Source organism: Rothia sp. P5766 (assembly GCF_048513555.1).
Taxonomy (GTDB): domain Bacteria; phylum Actinomycetota; class Actinomycetes; order Actinomycetales; family Micrococcaceae; genus Rothia.
In genome coordinates this window covers 38,272-59,916 of record NZ_JBLXXS010000003.1, presented here as the reverse complement: position 1 = coordinate 59,916, position 21,645 = coordinate 38,272, and the positions used below count along the sequence as shown (strand labels likewise).

Genomic DNA, 21,645 nt, shown 5'->3' with positions numbered 1-21,645 from the left:
CCCCGAGCCAGCAGCTTCGCTGTGAGCCTGCTCCACCGATCTTTATGAATAAGCTTCTATTGTTTAAAGGCGCACTGTTCCCAGCTGTTGCCAGCTGCCTGCACTGAATCGGTAGACCGTCAGCCGGTTCACGGTGAAACGGGCAAGCGCGGGTGGCAGGGTCGCAAAATCGCGTAAGGACGCCCCAAGGGAGTAAACAAACCGAAGACGCTCACAGAGGAAGAGAAGCTACGCCGTAGGATTGAGCAACTAGAAGCAGAAAACACCTGCCTAAAAAATTGCGGGACTTGAGGAACCAACAGCGAGGCTAAAGGCCAAAATCATCGCCGTCCTCAAGTCAGAACACCACCTGAGTAATTTACTTCAAGCAGCAGGTTTGGCCTGATCAACATACTTCTACCACCAGTTACGGCTAAATCATCCTGATGTACATACTCAGCTGAAGAAAGCCATTATAGCTATCTTTAAGAAAACGAAACGGCGGTATAGTTACCGCCGTGTCCTTGCCGAACTATGCCACCTAGGGTGGAAAGTCAATCACAAGCTCGTCTACAATCTCATGGACCAGATAGGGCTGAAGTACAAGGTCAGGGCAGGTAAAAAGTACAGCTCTTATCAGGGGCAGGTTAGTTGTATCGCTGAAAATCTTTTGAACCGTAACTTCACTCCCAAGGAGCCTAATGCTGTGTGGGTCAGTGATGCCACTGAGTTTTTGAGTCTGCGGTACCAAGGTTTATTGGCACCCCTTATGGATTTGTATGATTGTAGTATTCTGGCGCACGAGTTATCGACTTCGCCGTCGACAAAGTTCACATCTGCTTCGTTGAAGGAGGCTTTGATGTGGCATGAACCTGGTATGGGGTTGGTGGTTCGTACTGATCGGGTTTCCAGTATCAGCATTCTAGCTGGCGGAAACTGATTAAGTCGGTCGGTGGTGTTCAGTCCATGTCACGCAAGGGTAATTGCTATGACAATGCTGTGATGGAGAACTTTTTGGGCATTTGAAGGCTGAGATGTATTACGGGGGGCGTTTTGCGAGTGTTGATGAGTATGTTTTTTTGGGTGTAACAATAATCGTTTTCAGGAGCGGCTGAAGGGCCTGGACTCCGGTGAGGTATCGGAGTAAGCCTTTGGGGTCCTGGTTGTCTAGAATTTAGCTCAGCCCAATTTTCGGAGGCTAGTTCAGAAGACAAAATCTCTAGACCTTGAACTTAAGTACAACAATAGGTAATCCACTTCTGAACTTTTGTATATACCCTTACGTGAGCCTAATACTCCACAACAGATAGCAGAATAACAGTCTAACTCAACTCACAACACTAAGGACTCCGAGCCATGAAGAACATCAGCAAAGCACTGGCAATTATCTTCATCGCCGTTGCTCTCACCCTCAGTTTTTCACCTGCGCGGGCTGCTTCTTTGCCGCAGGATATTGATATTAAAGCTTCCCCCGCCTCAGCATCTAGCATGTCTCCTACTTTCTTTCGTTGGCTTTGCAAGTCAGGAATATGTGACTAACACTCATACGTTCCGAGGTAGCACTGCCCGAGGGTTGGTAGCATAAATCTATGACGACAAGCCCCCATAGTGCTTCCAGCAAGAAGTGGTTTCCCCTTGGCCCCTACCTGAGGGGGCTGCTTATCTGCCTGGTATTTATTTTTATTGCGGTCGATTTATCTTCGGGGGTCTACGAAAATACACATACCCAGAATCGTGTATGGGCTGTTGCAATTGCCTATCTGCCCGTTTTTATGATGGGATTCGGGCTCATGCCCGGAATTTATGGCTGGTATTTTTCTCTTGCCAACATCACGGTGCTTTATAACGATTCCAGTTTCGTCTGGGCTGGATTCTCATCGGCGTCAATTCTGGTGCCTGTGTATTGCGCTTACCTGGCTACAAAACGTCAGGTCGTGGCATTCGGTATTGTCCTGTGTGTTTTTGTTGTGTATCCGGGTTGGGTTTCAATTACATCGGTTACTCAGTTCATAACAACGTCATTAGCAGTTTTTTCATACATCACAGGGCTAGTACTCAGAAGGTTCCGGCTTCAGCGGGAAAAAGACCAGCAAAAGATTATCTCTATTCAGGAAGCCCAGCTCCAGGCACGGAATGAGGAACGCACCCGCCTTGCCTACGAGTTACACGATATCGTTGCCCATGAAGTCACCATCATCGCTATGCAGGCTCGGCGTGCACAGTTTACAGAGGATCCAAAGAGCACAGCCGCTATTCTGACTGGGATTGGGGACTCTGCGAGCCAGGCGCTCGAGGATCTTCGCAAGCTGGTGGCTGTCCTTAAAGCCGAGAAAAATGACTCACTGAACGGCGAGCTACCCAGCGCTCCCCAGTCGGAAGAGAATTTGCTGCTGGGCGACATCTCTCTTTCAGGGGAAACCACATCGTCTCTAGCCCTGACTCACGATTTACATAAAATATCTGATGCCCTAGAAAATGCAGGCTTTACGGTTACGCTGACCGTTGATGGGGATGTAAGCCTTATTCCTTTGGCATCTCGCCAGGCGCTAAGACGTACAGCTCGCGAGATAGGGACCAACATTCTCAAGCATGGCTCCCCTGAGGGACCTGTAAAAATAGACCTCACAGTGGATCAGCGTAACGTCACGCTATCCTCAGAGAACGTCATCTCTCATAACAAACCCGTTTCTTCATCTTTGACCGGGTTAGAATCAATGAAGGCTAGGTTTCATGATTTGGGTGGAACATCGTCTTATCAAAATGACCACGGTGTGTGGAAGATTCAGGTGAGCCTTCCCCTGCCTGAAACAGTGACCAAAGCTTTTTAAGCTGCCGCTCTAGCTCGTACAGACAGTGAAGGAACCATTCATGGTTAAAGTCCTCCTCGTAGATGATGAATCCCTTATTCGTAATATTTTGAAGGATTATCTTTCCTCCGATGAAAGCCTGGAAGTGGTGGGGGAAGCTTCAAATGGCAAGCTGGCAATTTCACAGGCAAGGGCCCTACAGCCAGATGTAATTTTGATGGATATGCAGATGCCTCTGATGGACGGTGTCGAGGCAACCCAGTATATTCATCATTCTTTCCCCGACATAAGAATATTGGGGCTGAGCACCTTTGCGACTGATCGCTATGTTGTTGAACTCTTGCGGGCAGGTGCCTCGGGGTACTTGGTAAAGGACTCCCGCCCCGAAGAGGTCACCAGCGCAATCCACACCGTCCATGACGGAGGATCAGTACTGTCCCCCGAGGTTACCCGCTATGTGGTGCAAGGGCTTGAGCAGTCAGTTCCTGCCGAAATTTCTCCCGACGAAGAACTCATGTCAGTTCTTACCGCGAAAGAAATAGAAGTCATTGAGCTTCTCGCGCGCGGTCTAAATAATAAAGAGATGGCCGCAGAACTTTTCGTTACTGAATCCACAATTAAAGCGCGTTTTATGAAAATTATGGAAAAAATGCAGGTGCGCGATAGGGTTCAGATTCTAGTTAAAGCTATTGAATACAATCTAATCAACCTAAAAACCTGGTAAACCCCATAGCTTTGCTATTTTTAGCCGAGATCGATTCCTAGCACAGCCCCGATAGGGTAGACGAGCCCAGCAAAGGCTGGGGCAAGATCTTCCAAGCTAAGGCTGTCGATGCGGTGTATATCTAGCAAAGCGTCAACACCCCAACCCATCACGCTGTACTGCGCTAAGAATCTCGCTAAATCATCGGGTGCCAGATGCGAGCGGCTAAGATTACTGAACGCAAATTTTTTGACCTGCTCAAATTCCGTCTCGCTATAAGTTTCAGGAATATTGACGATAGCTTGCGCCACGCTCCCTAGAATTTCTAATGTCTCTTTGCTTTCACCGTTGTCTCCGCTGAAGCTCCAGATGATGTGTGGTTTGCCTTCAATCAATGCGCGCATCGGCTGAAGGTTAATCCCGGCAGGTAGCCATGATGCTACGAGAGGATTCGCTGGGTTCATAAGCAAACACATGGCCACAAAGGTCTCAAGGCTCCCCGCCTTGGTTGCTGGCTCAGGGCCTGTGATAATGATGCGCTCTGTTGAGCCCTGCTGGTAGCGCTGGAGGTTAGCGGTCACTTCCACTGCCTGAAATGCAGAGGGTGCAGCAGGCTCGGGAAAGCTCTGGACCACAGTTTCAGGAGCAACAATAGCCACTGTAGCTTGAGCACTGGCAGTTTCAGCCTTTTCATCAAGAGCTTGCATAAAGTACTGCACCCAAGCCTGTGCATTTGCTGGGCTGAGCACAAAGGACGCTGACCCCGCCTGCTGATCGTTGTCCTGTTTAGTCAGTAGCGGCTGGTTACCAACACTTTGGTTGGTCTGCTCTGTCACTGCTGTCACGGTTTCTGCATAGTTTTTGCTAACGGCAGCAGGCCAGCCGATAGTTATAAAAGTATGCTCTGACCTGTGATCGATAGTAGCAACGAGAGTGTAATTATTTGGGGTAAACATAGTGGTGTTCCTCTTAGAGGTTAGTGCCAATTACTAAGGACGCGAAGGCCTGGTTTTCAAGGGTAACGGCAGCCTTGTTGGCTAGCTGTCGTACAGCGTCCAGCTGTTCTTCTATGCCACGGAGGCGCTCTGTCAAGGCAGGGATGTAGTGGGGGTCTCGTCGAATAACAGCATCACGAGCCATCACGCGCGAGGCCTTCTGATCGTTAGAAGTGTTGCTTTCTAGTCGAAGTATTGCCCGCTGGACAGCAAGTTTCATAGCACTATCCGGGGCTGTTTTGACTGAACTAAACCGATCGGCAGGGTCAAGCGGGACGTTGGTATCATCAACCAGAACAAACAGGTCATCGTAAGGGATATCAGCAACCCCAAAGATACCTGCGCTGGCATCCAAGGCTCGCACACCCGACAGGGTTTCTGTCACCAGCAAGGTACCTAGCAAGAGGGAGCTGATTGTGTCTGTATCGACAGTGCGGGTCACTGAAATCCTTCGTGAACCCCACTCTACAGGCTGCTCCAAATAGTTGGTGACACTCTGTTGAATAGACTGCCCAGCACCTTTTCGCTGACTTATTTTTACCAAAGAACCACTGTTTTCTGGGCGAGCCAACCCTAGGTTACCTAGAGCGCTTTCAACATAGCTGAATACTTGTTCAGCAGGCAGGGGACTAAGAATGACTAGAGCAGATTCATGCAGCTGGTAATAACGCCGATGGATGTCGATGAGGACGGTAGTGGTGGCTCGGTCTCGGAGATCCAGGTCGCCGCTACCATCATGCCCGTTGGCATAATCGGACCAGAACTGTCTGGTAAGGTGCGGCCATGGGAGGACTCCGCCGGGTGCTTTAGCTAACCGGTTAGAACGTTCGGTGGCTACCGCTTGAATCTGGTCGTCAAGCTGATGGAGCTTGAATGCAGGAAAAAATACCTGTTCCAGGAGTCGTTGTAGCGAGGTTTCCAGGTAAAACGGGCTACCTGTCTCGTAGAACTCAGTGTAGTCCATATGCGTATTACCGCCGAGAATACCTCCCTCACCTGAAATAGCGGCCGCCCTCTGAACGGCGGTTGAACCATGAGAATCCTGATAAATCATATGTTCAATGAGGTGGAAGAACCCTTCTTGACCAGGTTCCTCATCCCGCATACCAGCTGGTACCGCCAAACTGATGGAAAAGTTAGCTGCTTTTTGATCGTGGATAGCGATAACGCGTAATCCTTCGATTGTAAGCTCTTCGCACCCGTGGCTATCCAGGGATGTCCGGCTAAAACTCATAAGAAGTTACCTTCCTTTCGTACCTATCGATCAAGGTAGTTAGTGGCCAAGTCGATGAGAAGCTGGGCGGCTTGAAGATTTGCCCCCGCATAATGGTGCCAGTCATAAGCGTGATGAATGAGACGGAAGGCGATAGCCGAATTTAAATTATTTTCCGAAAAGTCCCCATACCCAGTAAGAAATCCTTGCTGAAGATCGGTTAGTTTCAGTCGTAGGTTGGGGTAGAAAGCGTATAGTTCAGCGAACTCCCCTAGAACCCACCCAATGTCATATTCTGGCAGGGCGTAACCAACATCTTCACCGGTTAGTAGGACTCCGGTGACCTGGTCAGCAGAAATAAGCCAGTTAATAAAGCCGGCATTTCCGTGGGAGACTGCTAGGTTTTCCCCCCTTGTGACGGCTTCGATCCACTGCCTCAGCTTTTCAAAATGTTCGGTAGCTAGAACTTTTGTGAGATATTCCCAGCCTTTTAGAAAAAGAGGGTTACTACCGCATAGCCTACTCCGCCGCCAACCAAGGCCAGCGCCAGGCTACGAGTCCAACGGCCAACCGCTGAGGTACCCTTTGAGGTAGTGGGGTAGGTAGTCTCGTTCTTGTAAGCAGTCATGTTATTTTTCCTTTCAATGATGATGGGCTAGTAGCCCTTGACGATGAATCAGGCAGAAAGCCCGATGTTAAGCCCCATTGTCTGAGGCAAATGATTGTTGCAGCGAAACCTTAGAGCCGGTTCGTAAAGCGTTGTTGCTGTATACACGGGTTGCCACCCAGAACAGCAGCGGAATAGTTACCCCAGCGATACTGGCAGCGGTCACCATTTCCCAGGTCTGCACGCCGTCCAGACCAAAGCGAATAGGCATCAGGTAGGAAGAGAAAAGCGGGACGAATGACAGCCCCCTAAGCCAAGCCTCTTCAAGATAGGTGGGTGTCAGGTACAGGGTGACCACCAGCAGCACCATCTGCAAAACCGACAGCGGCATCACTGCGGCACTCAGGTCCTCCTGTCGGGAGACCGTTGACGCCAGAATCGTGTTCATGGTTGCGAAGATGATGTAGCCCAGCAAAAACCATACAAGGAACCACAAGAGGGCTGCGCCTACTTCAAGCTCCAGCAGTGACCACCCGTCCACGAGGGTGAAACCCAGCAGACCAGTGCCGCCAATAAGAAGTAGCTGAACCAGCGTTATCGCGCCGATACCAATCATCTTTCCTGCCAACAGAGGTACAACACCGATTTTGGTGAGGAGGATTTCGACAACCCTCGATGACTTCTCTTCAACAACACCAGAGGTCAGGCTCTGGGATGAGTACACAAGAGAGCTGAGCAAAGCACTCACCATCGCTGTAGCAAAGAGCAGGCGGGTATCCAGCTGGAAGCTAGCATCCCCCATTTTCTCCCGCAAGAACCAACCGCCAACACCTGCTCCAATACCCACAGTCAGGGCAAGCAGCCCGGTAGCTAGCAGGATGGTCTTATTCTTGGTGCGGGTAAGAACCTCACGTCGAATGACGATTAACATTTCACGGTAAGCAGTGCTCACTGATTTTTCACCTACTTCATGCTGGGTAGTCTGCTGGGTCATGCCTTTAGCTTTCATCGTGTCTGACCTGCCGATTCAAGCTCTGCCTCACGGGCAGGGGTGATACTGCGGCCCGACGAAATATAATCCTGCGATAGGAGTGCGCCCAAGGACTGTTGCACAGGCTCAATACTGCGCAGCCCTCCAAATCGTGTGGCAGTTTCTAGTACGCTCTGGGGAACGGTTGCACCCCGTCCATCAACTGTGATGAAAACTGATGATTGGTTGCTCATCTTGAATTCGATATGGAAGGAAGCGACCAACGATAGTTCGGCAACGAATTCTCCGGCCGGGCGATCAAACTTTAGTTCCCACCGGGTCTGATCAGTACCTTGCAGCTCAGAGACAGCACCATCTGCCATCACTCTGCCTCGATCAAGTACGCAGACACGGTCGCATAGGCGCTCAACAAGCTCCAACTGATGCGATGAAAACAGGATGCCCACGCCCTGGGCTGCCTGTTGTTGGATAAGACCAGCCATTGTATCTACGGCTAGGGGGTCAAGCCCCGAGAAAGGTTCATCAAGTACCAGTAGTTCTGGGTTACCAACCAGGGAAACAGCTAGCTGAACTCGCTGCTGGTTACCTAGCGACAAATCTTGGATAAGGGTTTTCTCTCGACCCGATAGGCCCAGTGTAGCGATAAGTTCGTCAGCTTTTTCCTTCGCCTGCCCCAGGGTTTTCCCTTCAAGTAGAGCAAAGTGAACAATCTGATCTTTGACACTCATCTGGGGGTACAGGCCCCGCTCTTCCGGCATGTAACCGATTGACCTGCGGTTCTCGGTTGAGATGGGCTTCCCGTCCCAGGTGATATGCCCGCCGGTGGGGTTAAGCATTCCTAAAATGAGTCGCATGGTGGTGGTTTTACCTGCGCCGTTGCCACCGATGAAACCAACAATTTCACCGCGACGGACGCCGAAATCTACATCCTGCAGCACCTTGTGGTCACCGAAGCTGCGGCTAATCCCGTGGAGTTTGAGACCGTTCATTGCGCACCTCGCTTTTCTTTCTCTTGCGCCTTCACTAAAAACTCTAGTGAGGCGTTAGAGCTTGCCACATATACTTTCGTACAGTTCTGGGGTAGACGATAGTTCATGCATTTGTATGTTCGCTACCACACCTGCAACAATTGTTGAACAATCTGAGGTGGTCTCGCCCGGGTTGGCTTTCTTTTACAGTCGCTACCGTAAAGGAGGCGCATGCACTTGCTTTCCTGCCCCTCCCCCATGAACAAATGCTTCGATGCACTCGCAGTGCTGGTCGATTGCACTAACCTTGAAGTTGCACTGCACGTGTGCGCCCATCTGGTTGAACACCCTGCCACCAGACAGGTAGAACTAGTACCCGATGCGCGAACCGTCCTGGTCCACCTTGCCAGCATCAAACAGGCGCATGCCTTCATGTCCGCCCTCAGCCGGCCTCAGCGGCGATGTGCGTGCCCACAGGCAAACCATCACAATCGATGCAATCTATGACGGTCAGGATTTTATCGATGTTGCATCTCTGCTAAGCATTAGCCAGGATGCTGTGGTCATGCCCATACCACCGGGCATTGGTCGGCAACTTTTGTAGTCTTTGCCCAGGGCTTCTTCTACTTGCACCACCACGACGAAGCTCTGGAGGCGCCCCGCTAGCACTGGGGTCGGAGGCTAGTTCAACAACACGAAGAAGCAGGGCCTTTTGCTATAGATTTACTGTTCCCAGCTGCTGCCAGCTACCTGAGTGATAGCGGTAGACCGTCAGCTGGTCGATGGTGAAATTCGAAAGCTCAGGCGGAAGGCTCGCAAAGTCCTGCAAGGACGCCGCCAGGGCAGGGGCCGGTGCATGGTTGGCTAGGGTGAGGTGCGGCTCGTAGGGAAAAGGGGACACGGACTCCCCTACCGCCCTCTGGCAGGTTGCATGAATCAGGGTGAGCCTATCTGCCCCGGCAACAACGGGGAGGTAGGTTACGGGGGTAACAGGCTCAAAGGTTGCGGCCGGGCCCAGGCCCACCTGCACGGGGCCGATGCTGGCCACCACCTGCTCAATGGAGCGCCGGGGGTCGCCGCCGGCGTCCTCGCTAATCAAAATCGTAATGTGGCAGCTTTCTGCAACGGGGCCTACCATGCCCTGGCTCGCCCGCCAGCTGACCAGGCGCGCAGACACCGCCGCAGGTACCTCAGCAACAATGCTGAGGTACCTGCGGTCGGGGTCTATGGTCGGTGAAGAAGCCACCAGGCTAGGTCGTCTAACTCTTAGAGGGCGGGCAGGAAGCCTACCGCGTCATACACTTTCTTCACGGTCACAGAGGCAATCTCACGGGCCTTACCCGCACCGATAGCCAGCAGGCGGTCTAGCTCCGCCGGGTCGTCCATGAGTTCCAGAGCGCGCTCACGAATGGGCGATAGCTCCTCAACCACAATCTCGGCCAGGTCAACCTTGAGGTGGCCGTACATCTTGCCCTCATACTCAGCTACGATTTGGTCAATCGGCTTACCTGTCACTGCCGAGTAAATAGAAAGCAGATTCGAAACACCCGGCTTATTCTCCCGGTCATAACTAATCTCGCTTCCCGCATCGGTCACCGCCGACTTAATCTTCTTAGCGGTCTTCTTGGGGTCATCGAGCAACCAGATAATGCCCTTATCGGTGGTTGCCGACTTACTCATCTTGGAATCTGGAGTCTGCAAGTCATAAATCTTGGCAGTCTCCTTGAGAATCACAGGCTCAGGCACCACAAAGGTATCGCCAAAACGAGAGTTAAACCGCTGAGCCAGGTTACGGGTCAGCTCAAGATGCTGGCGCTGGTCCTCACCCACCGGCACAACATCGGACTGGTACAGCAAAATATCTGCAGCCATCAGAACCGGGTAAGTAAAGAGACCCACAGAGGCGTTATCGGTGCCCTGTTTAGCGGCCTTATCCTTAAACTGAGTCATACGAGCCGCCTCACCGTAACCGGTAATACAGTTCAAAACCCAAGCCAGTTGAGCGTGCTCAGGAACATGCGACTGCACAAACAAGGGGGTCTTGGCCGGATCAATCCCAGCCGCAATATACTGGGCTGCCGTCTTGCGGGTGCGCTCTAAGAGCACAGCAGGATCCTGCGGAACAGTAATAGAGTGCATATCCGGAATAAAGTACAGGCACTCGTGGTCCTTCTGCAGACCCACCCAGTTATTCACCGCACCAATATAGTTACCCAGGTGCATGGAATCAGCCGAAGGCTGCGCCCCCGAAAAAGCGCGAGGCACCCCCCTTGAAGCATTTGGGATAGCGGCTTTAGGATCACGGTCGGGTGTCTGTGAAGTAGTCACGGGTTCGTCCTTTGCTAGGAATACATCTGCGGGGCAGGCCTCTGCTGAAGTGACCCACCGGCCCACACTCAGCGGGCACAAAAATGAGGGAGAGATTAGGAGCCTTCGCGGGCCAGCTCCATACCGTTCTTCGCGGTGAAATTAATGGTGTCCAAGGCACGATTGATCATGTCACGAGAATTTTCATCGTTCACATCCAACTGCTCAGCAATCACCTTGGACTGCACCAAACAAATCTGGAAAGAATGCGCCAGTTTCTCGGTATGCACATCAGCCTCATATTCAGCGCGCTGGACAGCATGACCCTCATAGGCGCGGCGCTGAGCAGCAAGCGTACGGTTAACATTCACCAGTAGATAAACAGCAATACCGAGCCAGGCAGCGATAATACCGGCCAGAATCCAACCCAGCGCCGAAGTCTCATGAGCAGACTGAATAATCGCCCACACCAGCAGGACAACTAAAATACCCATACCGATAGCAGCACCAATCAAGACGGTCTTGGTGTTCTGTTCTTGAGCTGTTTTTTCTAAGCCGTTATATTGCATGGTTCCCATTATGTCAAAGGAATGCGGTCGCAGTGAACCTTAGACTAGTCCCACCGCGTAAAGTGGTGAGCATGATGGTAAGTGCCAGAGAAACCAAATACCAGGCAGTGGCCCGTCATATCTGCGACCGCTACCTCACCGATACTCAGCCACACTCCCCTCTTCCCACAGAAAGAGAGCTTCAAGACCGCCTCGGTGTCTCCCGCGATACCGTACGCCGAGCTATCCGAGAGCTCATCGACCGGCAACTGGTCTACAACATTCAGGGATCAGGTACCTTTGTCGCCCCCCAAGAATCACCATCACGAGCGCCATTGCTACGCCCCTTCACCCAAGACATGCTCACCAGAGGGCATACCCCGCACTCACTGACCCTCTCCTGCCACCTGGTCATAGCTCCCCTGCACGTCCAAAGAGACCTAGCCCTCGACCCAGACAGCAAAGTCATCGAAATTAGCAGGCTCCGGCAAGCTGACGGATCGCCCATCGCCCTCGAAACAGCCTACTTCCTGCCCGAAGCCTTTTCCCAAATGCAACCCGAAGCCTCCACTTCGCTCGATGCCCAAATGCGGGCCAGCGGCTACCAAGTAGAAACAGCCCAGGTCAAAGTCACCGCCACCAACCTCACCCAGGCAGAAGCCCACCACCTAGGTGTACCCCAGGGAGCGGCAGCCCTGCGAGTAGACAAGGTAGGCTACACCGCCCGAGGCCTGGCCGTTGAGAGCACCCACACCCTCTACCGGGGTGACCGCTACGACTACGAGTTCCAGCTCCACCGCAGGCAAACCCACCGCTGAGGCATCCTAACTCATCCCCCGATAAAAGAACCGGGGCCGCTCCTCCCCTCCAGGAAGTAACGGCCCCGTTTTGCTTGGTGACCCCTAAGCGGTTTCAGCCAAACGCTCAGCGGTCTCTACCACATTCACCAGCAACATAGCGCGGGTCATAGGACCAACACCACCGGGATTAGGCGAATACCAGCTCGACTTAGCGGTGGCCTCGGGAGAGATATCACCGGTCAGCTTCTTCTTACCGGTTTCGGTATCTTCTACGCGGGAAACACCAACGTCCAGGAGGACAGCACCCTCCTTGACCTGGTCCGCTGTCACCACATGAGCAAGACCCACGGCCGCCACAATAATGTCAGCCTGGCGCAGGGCCTCACTCACATCCTCGGTACCGGTGTGAACCAGGGTAGCCGTGGAGTTTACATCCTTGCGTGTCAGGAGCAGACTCAGGGGGCGGCCCACAGTAATACCGCGCCCCAGCACAGCGACCTTCTTGCCCTTCCAGGAGATACCGTGACGCTCTACCAACTCAATCACGCCGTTGGGAGTGCAGGGCAAAGGCGAGTTCAGAGGCTCACCCACATTCAAAACCAGGCGACCCAGGTTCATGGGGTGCAGGCCGTCGGCGTCCTTCTCGGGAGCAATTTTCTCAAGAACCCGGTTGGTATCTAGGTGCCGGGGCAGGGGTAGCTGCACGATATAGCCGGTACAAGCCGGGTCGGCATTGAGCTTATCCAGCTCGGCCTCTAGCTCATCCTGGCTGATATCCTCGGGGAGTTCAACACGGATAGAGGCAATACCCACCTCGGCACAGTCGCGGTGCTTACCGCCCACATAGGAACGGGAGGCCGGGTCATCGCCTACCAAAACGGTGGCAAGCCCCGGGGTAATCCCCTCTTCCTTGAGCTTGGCAACGCGCTGGGCCAGCTCACTCTTAATCTGGGCCGCTGTGGCAACCCCGTCAAGAATCTGAGGCACTCCTACCACTCCTCAATACCGGAGTAGAGCGGGAACTTCTCGCACAGAGCGGTCACGCGAGCACGCTGGGAGGCCACATCGACACCGGGCTTAAGAGTCTCAGCAATAATATCGGCGACTTCAGTAAAGGCCTCGGAATTAAAGCCACGAGTTGCCAGCGCGGGAGTACCGATGCGCAGGCCGGAGGTCACCATGGGCGGGCGGGGGTCATTGGGCACAGCGTTACGGTTGACAGTAATACCGGCTTCGTGGAGCAGATCTTCAGCTTCACGACCGTTAATCTGGGCATCGCGCAGGTCCACCAGAACCAGGTGAACGTCGGTGCCACCGGAGATAACCTTTACACCGGCTTCGGCCATATCTGACTGGTTGAGGCGGTCAGCCAGAATCTTTGCACCCTCTAAGGTACGAGCCTGACGGTCCTTAAAATCATCGGAGGAAGCAATCTTGAAAGCTGTTGCCTTACCGGCAATAGCGTGCATGAGCGGACCGCCCTGCTGGCCGGGGAAAACAGCCGAATCAATCTTTTTCTTGAGGTCTTCAACGCACATGATGAAACCTGAGCGGGGGCCAGCCAGGGTCTTATGTACGGTTGAGGACACAACGTGAGCGTGAGGTACCGGGTTGGGGTGTAAGCCAGCGGCGACCAGGCCAGCGAAGTGAGCCATATCCACCCAGAGATAGGCACCAATCTCATCAGCGATCGCACGGAAAGCCGCAAAATCAAGCTGACGGGTATAAGCAGACCAGCCCGCAATGATGAGCTTAGGCTTCTCAGCCAGCGCCAGCTCACGAACTTCGTCCATGCTGACCCGACCGGTTTCTTCATCTACACCGTAGGCAACAACCTGGTAAAGCTTGCCCGATACGTTCAGTTTCATGCCGTGGGTTAGGTGACCACCGTGTGCCAGGGACAGACCCATAATTTTGTCGCCGGGATTCAGCAGGGCATGCATGACAGCGTTATTGGCCTGAGCACCGGAGTGGGGCTGGACGTTCGCGTGCTCAGCACCAAAGAGAGCCTTGGCCCGGTCGATAGCGAGCTGTTCAAGGACGTCCACAAATTCACAGCCGCCGTAGTAACGGCGGCCGGGGTAGCCTTCAGCATACTTGTTGGTCAGTACAGAGCCTTGAGCTTGAAGAACAGCGCGGGGGGCAAAGTTCTCGGAGGCGATCATCTCGAGGGTGTTCTGCTGGCGGCTCTGCTCCTGGGCAATAGCCTGAGCGACTTCGGGGTCGACTTCGGCCAGGGGTAGGTTGGTGACGTTGGGTGAAAGGTTGGTCATGCCACTTCCTTGACTAGGGTGGATCGAGGTTTTCCTTTTGTGCGGCCTTGGTACCGCTCAAAGCCCGATACTTGGGGACTCACCCACCTTGGGGAGCCATCACCTTTAAAGTGTAAATTACCTCTAGGTGATGCAGGGCATATCTCTTCACATATAAGATTTTTTCTCTACACGTCCACCCCCACAGTGTATCTAAAATCACAGAAAGATAAGTGTGTGGTGCATCCAAGGGGAGCCGATGCCATAAGCCCCGCTTCTACGCCTGCTTGAGGATTGTTCGCGCGAACTCAAAGTAGCTATCAGGATCAAAATCTGTGACGGTCGCCGCCTGCACAAGGAAGCCGGTCACAACAGCCAGCACAGCCGACCCTATGGGGAAAGCCAGCTCTCACGTCCTGACTCGGTGATCTTAAGTTCGGTTGCGACCCAGCCCCGGTGGCTCTCAAGAATCCTCTTCCTCAGGTCTGTAAGTTGCTCCTGCGCTACCTTTTGGATCGCCGGCAAGGAATCTACTCTTCGCTAACCTTGGGCACCCATCCATCTTAAATCAGACAAGCTGCTTGCCCCGAAGAAAGCCCCCCGCAAACCGCTTTCTTGCTAGACTAGAGGGCGAACTAGCCGTAGTTACCTGTTCAAGTTACTACACAGGAGAGTTACCGGGTAGCGCACACCCGGATACCCCCATCTCGTCACCCATCACTCATGCATTAGGGAAGAGGCCTCACAATCGTGACCGAAACTCCAAAATCACGTCGCCAACAGCGCCTTGAACAACAGAAGAAGGCCAGCCGCAAGTGGATCGCAACTGGCGCAGCCGCAATTATCCTGCTCAGTGGCGGTGCTATCGCCTACGTCAACATGACCGGCGATAAGACCCCTTCAACCCCCAGCGGGCAGGCCGTCCCTGCAGCTTGCTCCACCACACAGTCTGTAACTGTTGCTACTACTGATGCCATGGCAACCGCACTTAAATCCATGCCGGTTGATGAGGACACCTGCGTAACCCTCGATATCACCACCACGAAGACCGCTAGCAACATCGTGACCGAAGTAGCCGGTGAGTCCGCCTCAACCAACCTGTGGATTCCCGATTCCAGTGTCCGTGCCCAGCTCGCCATGGCCGAAGCCAAAACAGAGCTAACCCCCATTGCTGAATCTCTGGCGAAGAGCCCCGGTGTTCTTGTATCCGAGAAAGACACTACCTACTCCAACTGGCTTGATGTCCTCAAGGCCCAGGACGCCGTTGGCATGGGCGATCCTAAGGTAGAAGCAGGCGCTTTCTCTGCGCTCATGGGCGGTATCTCCGAAGCTTCTAGCGGCACTGTCAGTCTTGAAGACCTCACTAGCGGTAGCGCCCTGCGCGCGCAGTCTATTGGGGTTGACGAACCAGCGCAGAACGCTTCTGAGCTCCTTGAGGCTGTTGATAGCGGCAGCAAAGACGCAGTGGTTGTCAGCGAAGCTGATTACGCAACCTACGCCGCATCGCACAGCGACTCAGGCCTTAAGGCTACCGTCCCCGGTGACGGCTCTTTTACCCTGGATTATCCCCTCTACCAGGCATCCTCTAGCACCAACACCACCGTTGATGAGGCAGCCCAGCAGATCGTTAAGTTCATGTCCAGCGAAGAGGGCAAGCAGGCTCTGGCACAGGCCGGTCTGCGCACCGCTGAGGGCACAGTTGTTAACAACGATAAGAACGTCGGTGACTACAAGGCGCTTGTTCCTAGTAACAAGGAAACCCTGGGCCAGATGTGGACTTCCTACTCCTTGCAGTCCGCTCCCCTGAACGCGCTGGTTGTGCTGGATGCTTCCGGCTCCATGCTCGATAAAGTAGCTGGTACTGATAAGACCCGTATGGATATTACCGTTGAGTCAGTGCTGGCTGGTTCTCAGCTCTTCCCGGCCCGTGACTCTATGGGCCTGTGGAAGTTCTCCCGCAACATTACAACCGCTGATGGTAAGGTCTCGGACTATGAAGAGCTGGTCCCTGTTCGCGGCCTTGAAGAAACCGTTGACGGCAAGACTCAGCGTGAGTTGCTTCAGGAGGCTGGTGCTGGTATTGCAGCTACCATTAACCCCGATGACCAGACCGCTCTGAACGATACCTTGCTGGCAACTTTCCGTTCTGCCAAGGCTAACTACCAGCCCGGCTCTGTTAACGCAGTCATTATGCTGACCGATGGCAAGAACGTTGATCCAGATTCGATTAGCCAGGAAGAGCTCATTAGCACTATCCAGGCTGAGCAGGATCCTGAAAACCCTGTGTTTGTGATTCTGATTGGCATTTCGGAAGAGGCTGATATGAACGCTCTGACAACCATTGCTCGGAGTGTTGGCGGTGAGGCTCACATCGCATCATCGCCCACCGATATTCAGCGTATTTTCGCTGAAGCTCTAACCGGCATCTCTGACGCCGCTAGTGAGGCCGCTGCTGCTCAACAGCATTAAGGTATCAGCCGGGTAGTTTTTGTTCCGGTATTCCGTTGATTCAGAGTCCCGCCCTACGATTCATCGTGGGGCGGGACTTTTGTGTGTGTTGGGTTGGGGTTTGGTGGAAGAAGTGGCGTGATGGAGGGCAGAATTCTGAGCGAGCGAAGATAAAAATTCTGCCCGTAATCGGTGCACGCCTCCCGAGGAAAGTTTTTAGTGGAAGAAGTGGCGTGATGGAGGGCAGAATTCTGAGCGAGCGAAGATAAAAATTCTGCCCGTAATCGGTGCACGCCTCCCGAGGAAAGTTTTTAGTGGAAGAAGTGGCGTGCACCGGTAAAGTACATGCTCACTCCCGCTTCTTGGGCGGCTTGGATGACTTCTTCATCGCGGATGGAGCCACCAGGCTGGACAAGAGCGCGGATACCGGCGTTAAGAAGGACCTGAAGGCCGTCTGCGAAGGGAAAGAAAGCGTCAGAAGCCGCTACGGAGCCGCGGGCACGTTCTTGGCCTGGGGCTAGGGTGTTGGCGCGTTCTACGGAGAGGCGGCAGGAGTCTACGCGATTAACCTGTCCCATACCGATGCCGACCGCGGCACCGTCCTGGGCGAGCAGGATTGCGTTGGACTTGGCGGAGCGTAGGGCTTTCCAGGCGAAGGCTAGGTCTGCCAGGGTCTGAGGATCAGCGGCTTGGCCGGCAACCAGCTGCCAGTTGGCGGGGTCATCGCCTTCGGCCTGTAGACGATCGGCATCCTGCAGAAGAGCGCCGCCGGAGATTTGGCGGTACTCGATGCTGTCGCGGGCAAAGTCTGCAGGGAGCTGGAGGATACGCAGGTTCTTCTTGCTCTGTAGAATCTCCAGGGCTTCGGTGGAGTATGAGGGGGCGATAATGACCTCGGTGAAGATACCCTTGACGGTTTGGGCCATTGCGGCGGTGACTTCACGGTTGGCGGCAATGACGCCGCCGTAGGCGGAGAGCGGGTCGCAGGCATGGGCCTTGGCGTGAGCGTCAGCAATGGGGTCGGCGGCCTTGGCGGCACCGACGGCAATACCGCAGGGGTTGTTATGCTTGATGATGGCTACAGCGGGTTCCTCGAAGTCGTAGGCGGCGCGTAGGGCGGCATCGCCGTCCACGTAGTTGTTGTAGCTCATGGCTTTGCCGCCAAGTAGCTCTGCCTGGGCGATACCGGGTGCTGCGGTTGGATCAACGTAGAGTGCTGCGGCCTGGTGGGGGTTTTCACCATAGCGCAGGGACTCACTGCGCTCGAAGGAGAGACCGGCGAAGGGGGGCCAGTAGTTGGCCTCCCCGTCTTTTTCGAACTGGGCGGCAGTCCAGGTGGCTACGGCGGTGTCGTAGGCGGCGGTGTGGGCAAAAGCGGCTGAGGCCAGGCGGCGGCGTTCTGCCAGGTTGAAGCCACCCTTCTGGGCAGCTTCAAGAACAGCGCCGTAAGAGGCCGGGTTAACAACGACCGCTACAGCGTCGTGGTTCTTAGCTGCGGCACGCACCATGGAGGGGCCCCCGATATCAATCTTTTCGATGATGGCGTCCTGGTCAGCGCCTGAGGCCACGGTATCGACGAAGGGGTAGAGGTTGACAACCACCAGGTCAAAGGGCTCAATGTCCATTTCTTTCAGGGTGTCAATGTGCTCTTGCTTGCGGCGGTCTGCCAGGATACCGGCGTGGATGCGGGGGTGCAGGGTCTTCACGCGGCCTTCAAGACATTCGGGGAACCCGGTGATATCGGAAACCTCAGTGACGGGCACTCCGGCGGCGGCGATGGTGGCGGCTGTTGAACCGGTGGAGACTAGGGCTACCCCAGCTTCGTGTAGGCCACGAGCCAGGTCTTCTAGCCCGGTCTTGTCATAGACAGAGATCAGGGCGCGTTTGAGGGGTAGGCGGTCAAGCTTAATGAGACTCACAGATCTTCTCCGTTTCGTATGCCGGCGAGGGGACCGGCAGGTTGTTACCTGAGTGTGAGTCGCTTTATCTGGAGCCCCGACCCTAGGCCCAGCCCCGAGTGGGGCTATAACTAGGGTTAGGCGGTGGGCTCTTGCGCCAGGGAGGCTATGGTGGCTACCAGGAGTTGGCGTTCTTGCACTTTGATACGTTCGTGCAGGCTCTCTTCGGTGTCACCGTCAAGAAGGGGAACGGCGGCCTGGGCCAGGATAGGGCCGGTATCAACTCCCGCATCGACCAGGTGTACGGTCACGCCGCTGATCTTGACCCCGTGGGCCAGGGCGTCACGCACGCCGTGGGCTCCTGGAAAGGACGGTAGCAGAGCCGGGTGGGTATTAATGATGCGCCCGGTGAAGCGTTCCACGAGCTGAGCATCGACGATCCGCATGAAGCCGGCAAAAACAATGTAGTCGGGGGCGTAGCTCGCTATTTTTTCTTCCAGCGCCCGGTTCCAGTCAGCGCGGGTGGAGAAGTCCGCAGGTTCTAGGAGGAAAGTTTCAATCCCGGCGCCCTGTGCTCGTTCTATGCCGAGGCAGGGCTTATCGGCTCCTACCGCCACAATATCGGCGGTTAGCTGACCATCTGCAAGGGAGTCAAGAATGGACTGTAAATTTGTGCCCGAGCCGGACACCATCACCACAATGCGCATGAACACCAGTGTATCGCACGCCACGGCTAACGATGGAGGCATGTCCATGATAATCAGCCAGGATGAGTGGGTTCTATCCTCCTCTGAAATTCTATGAAGTCCACTGAGGTTGTACAGTGGTGCTTATGTCAGAGAATCAGCAGGTTTCCCCCTACTCCGAATCAGCCCTTGAATCAGTCAAGGTCTGGTCGCGTTCTTCCTTCCTCCTGATAGTTGCTACGGTCAGTACCACCTATTTTGCTGGTACCCTAGCTGTTGCCACCTTGCTCTTAGCGCTACTGACCGTAGCCTGTGCTATCACGACCCTGGTCAAAATGGTTAAGGTCCGTTTCCCGGGGTTCTCCATCATGCTCATGGTCATGATTGTGCTCTGGTCCCTCTTCCTCAGTTTTGGGGCCGGTCTCCAGCTGATTTTTTCCGATGCCTCTTCTGCCTATTCAGAATGTCTGCAAGGGGCTTTGACGATTACCCGCCAACAGGAGTGTGCTCAAGAAATGAGCGACGGACTCTTCAAGCAGATGATGGGTAACTAGCCTCACCTGGGCACCATATGAGAAGCCCCGCCCCGCGGTGTGCGGTCTGGGGCTTCTTGAGCAGAGATTCTGCTGATGCGCTTATAATCTGGGTTCTTCCTCAGCTTGATCTTGAAGCTGCTGATTCCAACGGCGGCGCAAGGACTTAGGGCGTTTGACCACGGGGGCGGACTTCTTAGTAGGTTCCGCCTGCCTTTCTTCAGCATCGGCCAAGCTCTTAGGGGCCTCTGCCTCAGAATCAGTTTTTTCTGTTTCTTCGTCGTCCGTTTCGGGCTCTGTTTCAGGCTCAGCATCGGCTAAGTCTTTATCTGCCCTATCGGTCTGTTCTCGGGGAGCATCCACCGGGGAGTCCGAATGGGCTAGGTTTGGTTCGGTCTCAGGACTGTTTTCTGAAGCTTCCTCTTCCTCAGCCGCCGGGTATTCATCCTTCTCCCCCTGATCGTTGATCGCTGCCGTGGCTTTTTTCTTTTCTGCCCGTTCAGCGACACGCTTGGCCTTGGCTTCGGCCTTAGCCTGCTTCTTCTGGGCACGGGTGGGCTTCTGGTCGGCAAATCGCTCCAGTTCAAGGCTGCTATCACGGACCAGCAGATGAGCCAAGCCCAGGCCGATTATCAGACCCAGCACCAGCAGAAGGGCACCGCAAGCGCCGAACAGCAAGGGTGAAGGCCCGACCTCGGTAAAGCGACCAAGCCCCAGGGAACCGTGAGCGGCCCAGCCCAGAAGGAAGAGAAGAATAAAGGAGGGAATAAAGGTAAGCGCGGCAAGGCCCAGGGTGGACAGCGGCCAGGAGATCCAGCGGAAGCGAATCTTAAGAGAAAGCCACTCATCAAAGTGGTTTTCTCCCTCGCGGAAGAACCACCAGCCACCCACAGCACCTGCAATCAGCGGCACCGCCAACCCGATGTAGCCCCAGGGTTCAGCGGTATGCGGAAGAGCGCCCAGTACGGGGAGGGAGGGCATGACGCCCACGCTGGTGCCGGTGGGGCCTACGGAGGTCCCCACGCCCAGAGAGAAGCCTGCGCCGGAGCTCCAGGCCATAGAGTAAATCACCAGGTTCAGGAGCAAACCTAGCTGTAGGAGCGTCAGGGCAAATCCGCCCACTGCCCCGGAGTGCAAAGCCTGGTAAAGGCCCACCACCTTGTCCCAGTGCACAAAAAGACTGGTCACAAGGAGCAAAGAACCACCGGCAACATAAGCCATAACCCCCACCAGGGAAGCCCGAACCATAGCCCAAATATAGGATCCAGCCCAGCGTGAGTACTGGCTAAACTTCTTGACCCAGTCGGCGGCATCCACACCAATCATGGCAGCTAGGGACCGCGACTCAGCAAAGCCCCCGGCAAGAATACCCAGGGCAGTCACCCACAGGGGAATGATAGCCGCAAGCACCGGTGAGGTGGTGAAATAGTCATCGGTAGATATCAGGCTGATGCCGGCGCTAACCAGCGAGTAGGCCACCATGCCACCTACAAGAGGCTCCCAAAACTGGCCCTCGTAGCTAGCACGGGCCAGCCTGCGACCCGACCTGTAGCACAGGGCCAGCGGAATAAGAGTGAGGCCCAGTGGGACCAGGCTCATCGTCCCAGACACCGCCGAAAAGCTACCCTGCGCGGGTATGTTCATATTCAGGGGGACACCGTGGACCAGCAACCAGATATGGCCCGCCACGGACAGGGCGCCGGCAACGGTATCGGTATTAAAACCGTTGGTGTACCAGACCGCTGTGAGCATAAGCCCAACGGTGATATAGGAGACCAGGGCAACCAGAGCAAGTTCAACGGCGCCCTGAAGCCACAGGGGCATGGGAAAGGTTCTTTTGGGGTGCACGGTGGTATTCATCGCCTTTCATCATGTCATGTTTCCTGTCTCTACGCCTGGTCACGAACCGT

The 21,645-nt window shown here is 54.5% G+C and carries 20 protein-coding genes and 1 pseudogene; 8 read left to right on the top strand and 13 right to left on the bottom strand.

Translation table 11 applies throughout. From position 1 onward, the window contains the following. Nucleotides 1-177: 177 nt before the first annotated feature. From ACN08V_RS02275 to ACN08V_RS02260, 4 genes and pseudogenes are all read left to right on the top strand, one after another. A pseudogene (locus ACN08V_RS02275) lies at nucleotides 178-1,157 on the top strand (IS3 family transposase); the annotation flags it as partial. A 178-nt stretch (nucleotides 1,158-1,335) separates the two neighbouring features. Continuing rightward, on the top strand, nucleotides 1,336-1,518 hold the full coding sequence (locus ACN08V_RS02270) for a hypothetical protein (RefSeq protein ID WP_419104387.1): 183 nt from the start codon (nucleotides 1,336-1,338) through the stop codon (nucleotides 1,516-1,518). 50 nt (nucleotides 1,519-1,568) lie between these two features. Next, nucleotides 1,569-2,807, top strand: coding sequence for a sensor histidine kinase (locus ACN08V_RS02265; protein WP_419104386.1), 1,239 nt, complete (start codon nucleotides 1,569-1,571; stop codon nucleotides 2,805-2,807). 40 nt (nucleotides 2,808-2,847) lie between these two features. Further along, the gene (locus tag ACN08V_RS02260) at nucleotides 2,848-3,510 is read left to right on the top strand and encodes a response regulator (protein ID WP_419104385.1); all 663 of its coding nucleotides are present in this window, start codon (nucleotides 2,848-2,850) and stop codon (nucleotides 3,508-3,510) included. A 20-nt stretch (nucleotides 3,511-3,530) separates the two neighbouring features. Here ACN08V_RS02260 and ACN08V_RS02255 read toward each other — a convergent pair whose 3' ends face one another. The 5 genes from ACN08V_RS02255 to ACN08V_RS02235 form a co-directional block, all read right to left on the bottom strand. After that, complete coding sequence (locus tag ACN08V_RS02255; protein WP_419104384.1) at nucleotides 3,531-4,445, bottom strand: hypothetical protein; 915 nt, start codon at nucleotides 4,443-4,445, stop codon at nucleotides 3,531-3,533. A gap of 13 nt (nucleotides 4,446-4,458) precedes the next feature. Next, nucleotides 4,459-5,718 carry a M16 family metallopeptidase gene (locus tag ACN08V_RS02250; protein ID WP_419104383.1) on the bottom strand — a complete coding sequence of 420 codons (1,260 nt, stop codon included), beginning with the start codon at nucleotides 5,716-5,718 and terminating at the stop codon, nucleotides 4,459-4,461. A gap of 469 nt (nucleotides 5,719-6,187) precedes the next feature. Beyond that, nucleotides 6,188-6,325, bottom strand: coding sequence for a hypothetical protein (locus tag ACN08V_RS02245; protein WP_419104382.1), 138 nt, complete (start codon nucleotides 6,323-6,325; stop codon nucleotides 6,188-6,190). A gap of 67 nt (nucleotides 6,326-6,392) precedes the next feature. After that, nucleotides 6,393-7,298 (bottom strand): ABC transporter permease, encoded by a 906-nt coding sequence (locus tag ACN08V_RS02240; protein WP_237222377.1) that lies wholly within the window; start codon nucleotides 7,296-7,298, stop codon nucleotides 6,393-6,395. A gap of 11 nt (nucleotides 7,299-7,309) precedes the next feature. Beyond that, entirely contained in the window at nucleotides 7,310-8,284 is a 975-nt protein-coding gene (locus ACN08V_RS02235) for an ABC transporter ATP-binding protein (RefSeq protein WP_419104381.1), read from the bottom strand. 403 nt (nucleotides 8,285-8,687) lie between these two features. On the opposite strand from ACN08V_RS02235, the gene ACN08V_RS02230 reads away from it, so the two are divergent. Continuing rightward, on the top strand, nucleotides 8,688-8,867 hold the full coding sequence (locus ACN08V_RS02230) for a hypothetical protein (RefSeq protein ID WP_419104380.1): 180 nt from the start codon (nucleotides 8,688-8,690) through the stop codon (nucleotides 8,865-8,867). Nucleotides 8,868-8,978: 111 nt separating this feature from the next. Here ACN08V_RS02230 and ACN08V_RS02225 read toward each other — a convergent pair whose 3' ends face one another. The 3 genes from ACN08V_RS02225 to ACN08V_RS02215 all read right to left on the bottom strand — a co-directional run bounded on the left by ACN08V_RS02225 (nucleotide 8,979) and on the right by ACN08V_RS02215 (nucleotide 11,139). Then, nucleotides 8,979-9,509, bottom strand: a complete 531-nt coding sequence (locus tag ACN08V_RS02225; protein ID WP_419104379.1) for a 2'-5' RNA ligase family protein — start codon at nucleotides 9,507-9,509, stop codon at nucleotides 8,979-8,981. 20 nt (nucleotides 9,510-9,529) lie between these two features. Then, nucleotides 9,530-10,591 (bottom strand): tryptophan--tRNA ligase, encoded by a 1,062-nt coding sequence (trpS, locus tag ACN08V_RS02220; RefSeq protein ID WP_419104378.1) that lies wholly within the window; start codon nucleotides 10,589-10,591, stop codon nucleotides 9,530-9,532. Between the two features lie 95 nt (nucleotides 10,592-10,686). Continuing rightward, nucleotides 10,687-11,139 carry a hypothetical protein gene (locus ACN08V_RS02215; RefSeq protein ID WP_419104377.1) on the bottom strand — a complete coding sequence of 151 codons (453 nt, stop codon included), beginning with the start codon at nucleotides 11,137-11,139 and terminating at the stop codon, nucleotides 10,687-10,689. A 71-nt stretch (nucleotides 11,140-11,210) separates the two neighbouring features. Between ACN08V_RS02215 and ACN08V_RS02210 the strand changes: the two genes are divergently transcribed. Beyond that, the gene (locus ACN08V_RS02210) at nucleotides 11,211-11,936 is read left to right on the top strand and encodes a GntR family transcriptional regulator (protein WP_419099940.1); all 726 of its coding nucleotides are present in this window, start codon (nucleotides 11,211-11,213) and stop codon (nucleotides 11,934-11,936) included. Between the two features lie 84 nt (nucleotides 11,937-12,020). Here ACN08V_RS02210 and ACN08V_RS02205 read toward each other — a convergent pair whose 3' ends face one another. Together ACN08V_RS02205 and glyA are read right to left on the bottom strand one after the other, a co-directional pair. After that, on the bottom strand, nucleotides 12,021-12,905 hold the full coding sequence (locus ACN08V_RS02205; protein ID WP_419099941.1) for a bifunctional methylenetetrahydrofolate dehydrogenase/methenyltetrahydrofolate cyclohydrolase: 885 nt from the start codon (nucleotides 12,903-12,905) through the stop codon (nucleotides 12,021-12,023). 2 nt (nucleotides 12,906-12,907) lie between these two features. Beyond that, nucleotides 12,908-14,191 (bottom strand): serine hydroxymethyltransferase, encoded by a 1,284-nt coding sequence (glyA, locus tag ACN08V_RS02200; RefSeq protein WP_419104376.1) that lies wholly within the window; start codon nucleotides 14,189-14,191, stop codon nucleotides 12,908-12,910. 729 nt (nucleotides 14,192-14,920) lie between these two features. Between glyA and ACN08V_RS02195 the strand changes: the two genes are divergently transcribed. After that, on the top strand, nucleotides 14,921-16,639 hold the full coding sequence (locus ACN08V_RS02195; protein WP_419104375.1) for a substrate-binding domain-containing protein: 1,719 nt from the start codon (nucleotides 14,921-14,923) through the stop codon (nucleotides 16,637-16,639). 290 nt (nucleotides 16,640-16,929) lie between these two features. Here ACN08V_RS02195 and purH read toward each other — a convergent pair whose 3' ends face one another. Together purH and purN are read right to left on the bottom strand one after the other, a co-directional pair. After that, nucleotides 16,930-18,537 (bottom strand): bifunctional phosphoribosylaminoimidazolecarboxamide formyltransferase/IMP cyclohydrolase, encoded by a 1,608-nt coding sequence (gene purH, locus ACN08V_RS02190; RefSeq protein ID WP_419104374.1) that lies wholly within the window; start codon nucleotides 18,535-18,537, stop codon nucleotides 16,930-16,932. Nucleotides 18,538-18,653: 116 nt separating this feature from the next. Then, nucleotides 18,654-19,223: a phosphoribosylglycinamide formyltransferase gene (purN, locus tag ACN08V_RS02185; protein WP_419099945.1), complete on the bottom strand. Its 570-nt coding sequence runs from the start codon at nucleotides 19,221-19,223 to the stop codon at nucleotides 18,654-18,656. A gap of 125 nt (nucleotides 19,224-19,348) precedes the next feature. Here purN and ACN08V_RS02180 point away from each other — a divergent pair, with 125 nt between their 5' ends. Beyond that, nucleotides 19,349-19,756: a hypothetical protein gene (locus ACN08V_RS02180; RefSeq protein ID WP_419104373.1), complete on the top strand. Its 408-nt coding sequence runs from the start codon at nucleotides 19,349-19,351 to the stop codon at nucleotides 19,754-19,756. 81 nt (nucleotides 19,757-19,837) lie between these two features. Here the strand turns inward: ACN08V_RS02180 and ACN08V_RS02175 are convergent, their stop codons facing one another. Continuing rightward, a complete protein-coding gene (locus tag ACN08V_RS02175) occupies nucleotides 19,838-21,559 on the bottom strand; it encodes a DUF6350 family protein (RefSeq protein ID WP_419104372.1) in 1,722 nt (573 codons plus the stop codon). Nucleotides 21,560-21,645 lie beyond the last annotated feature (86 nt).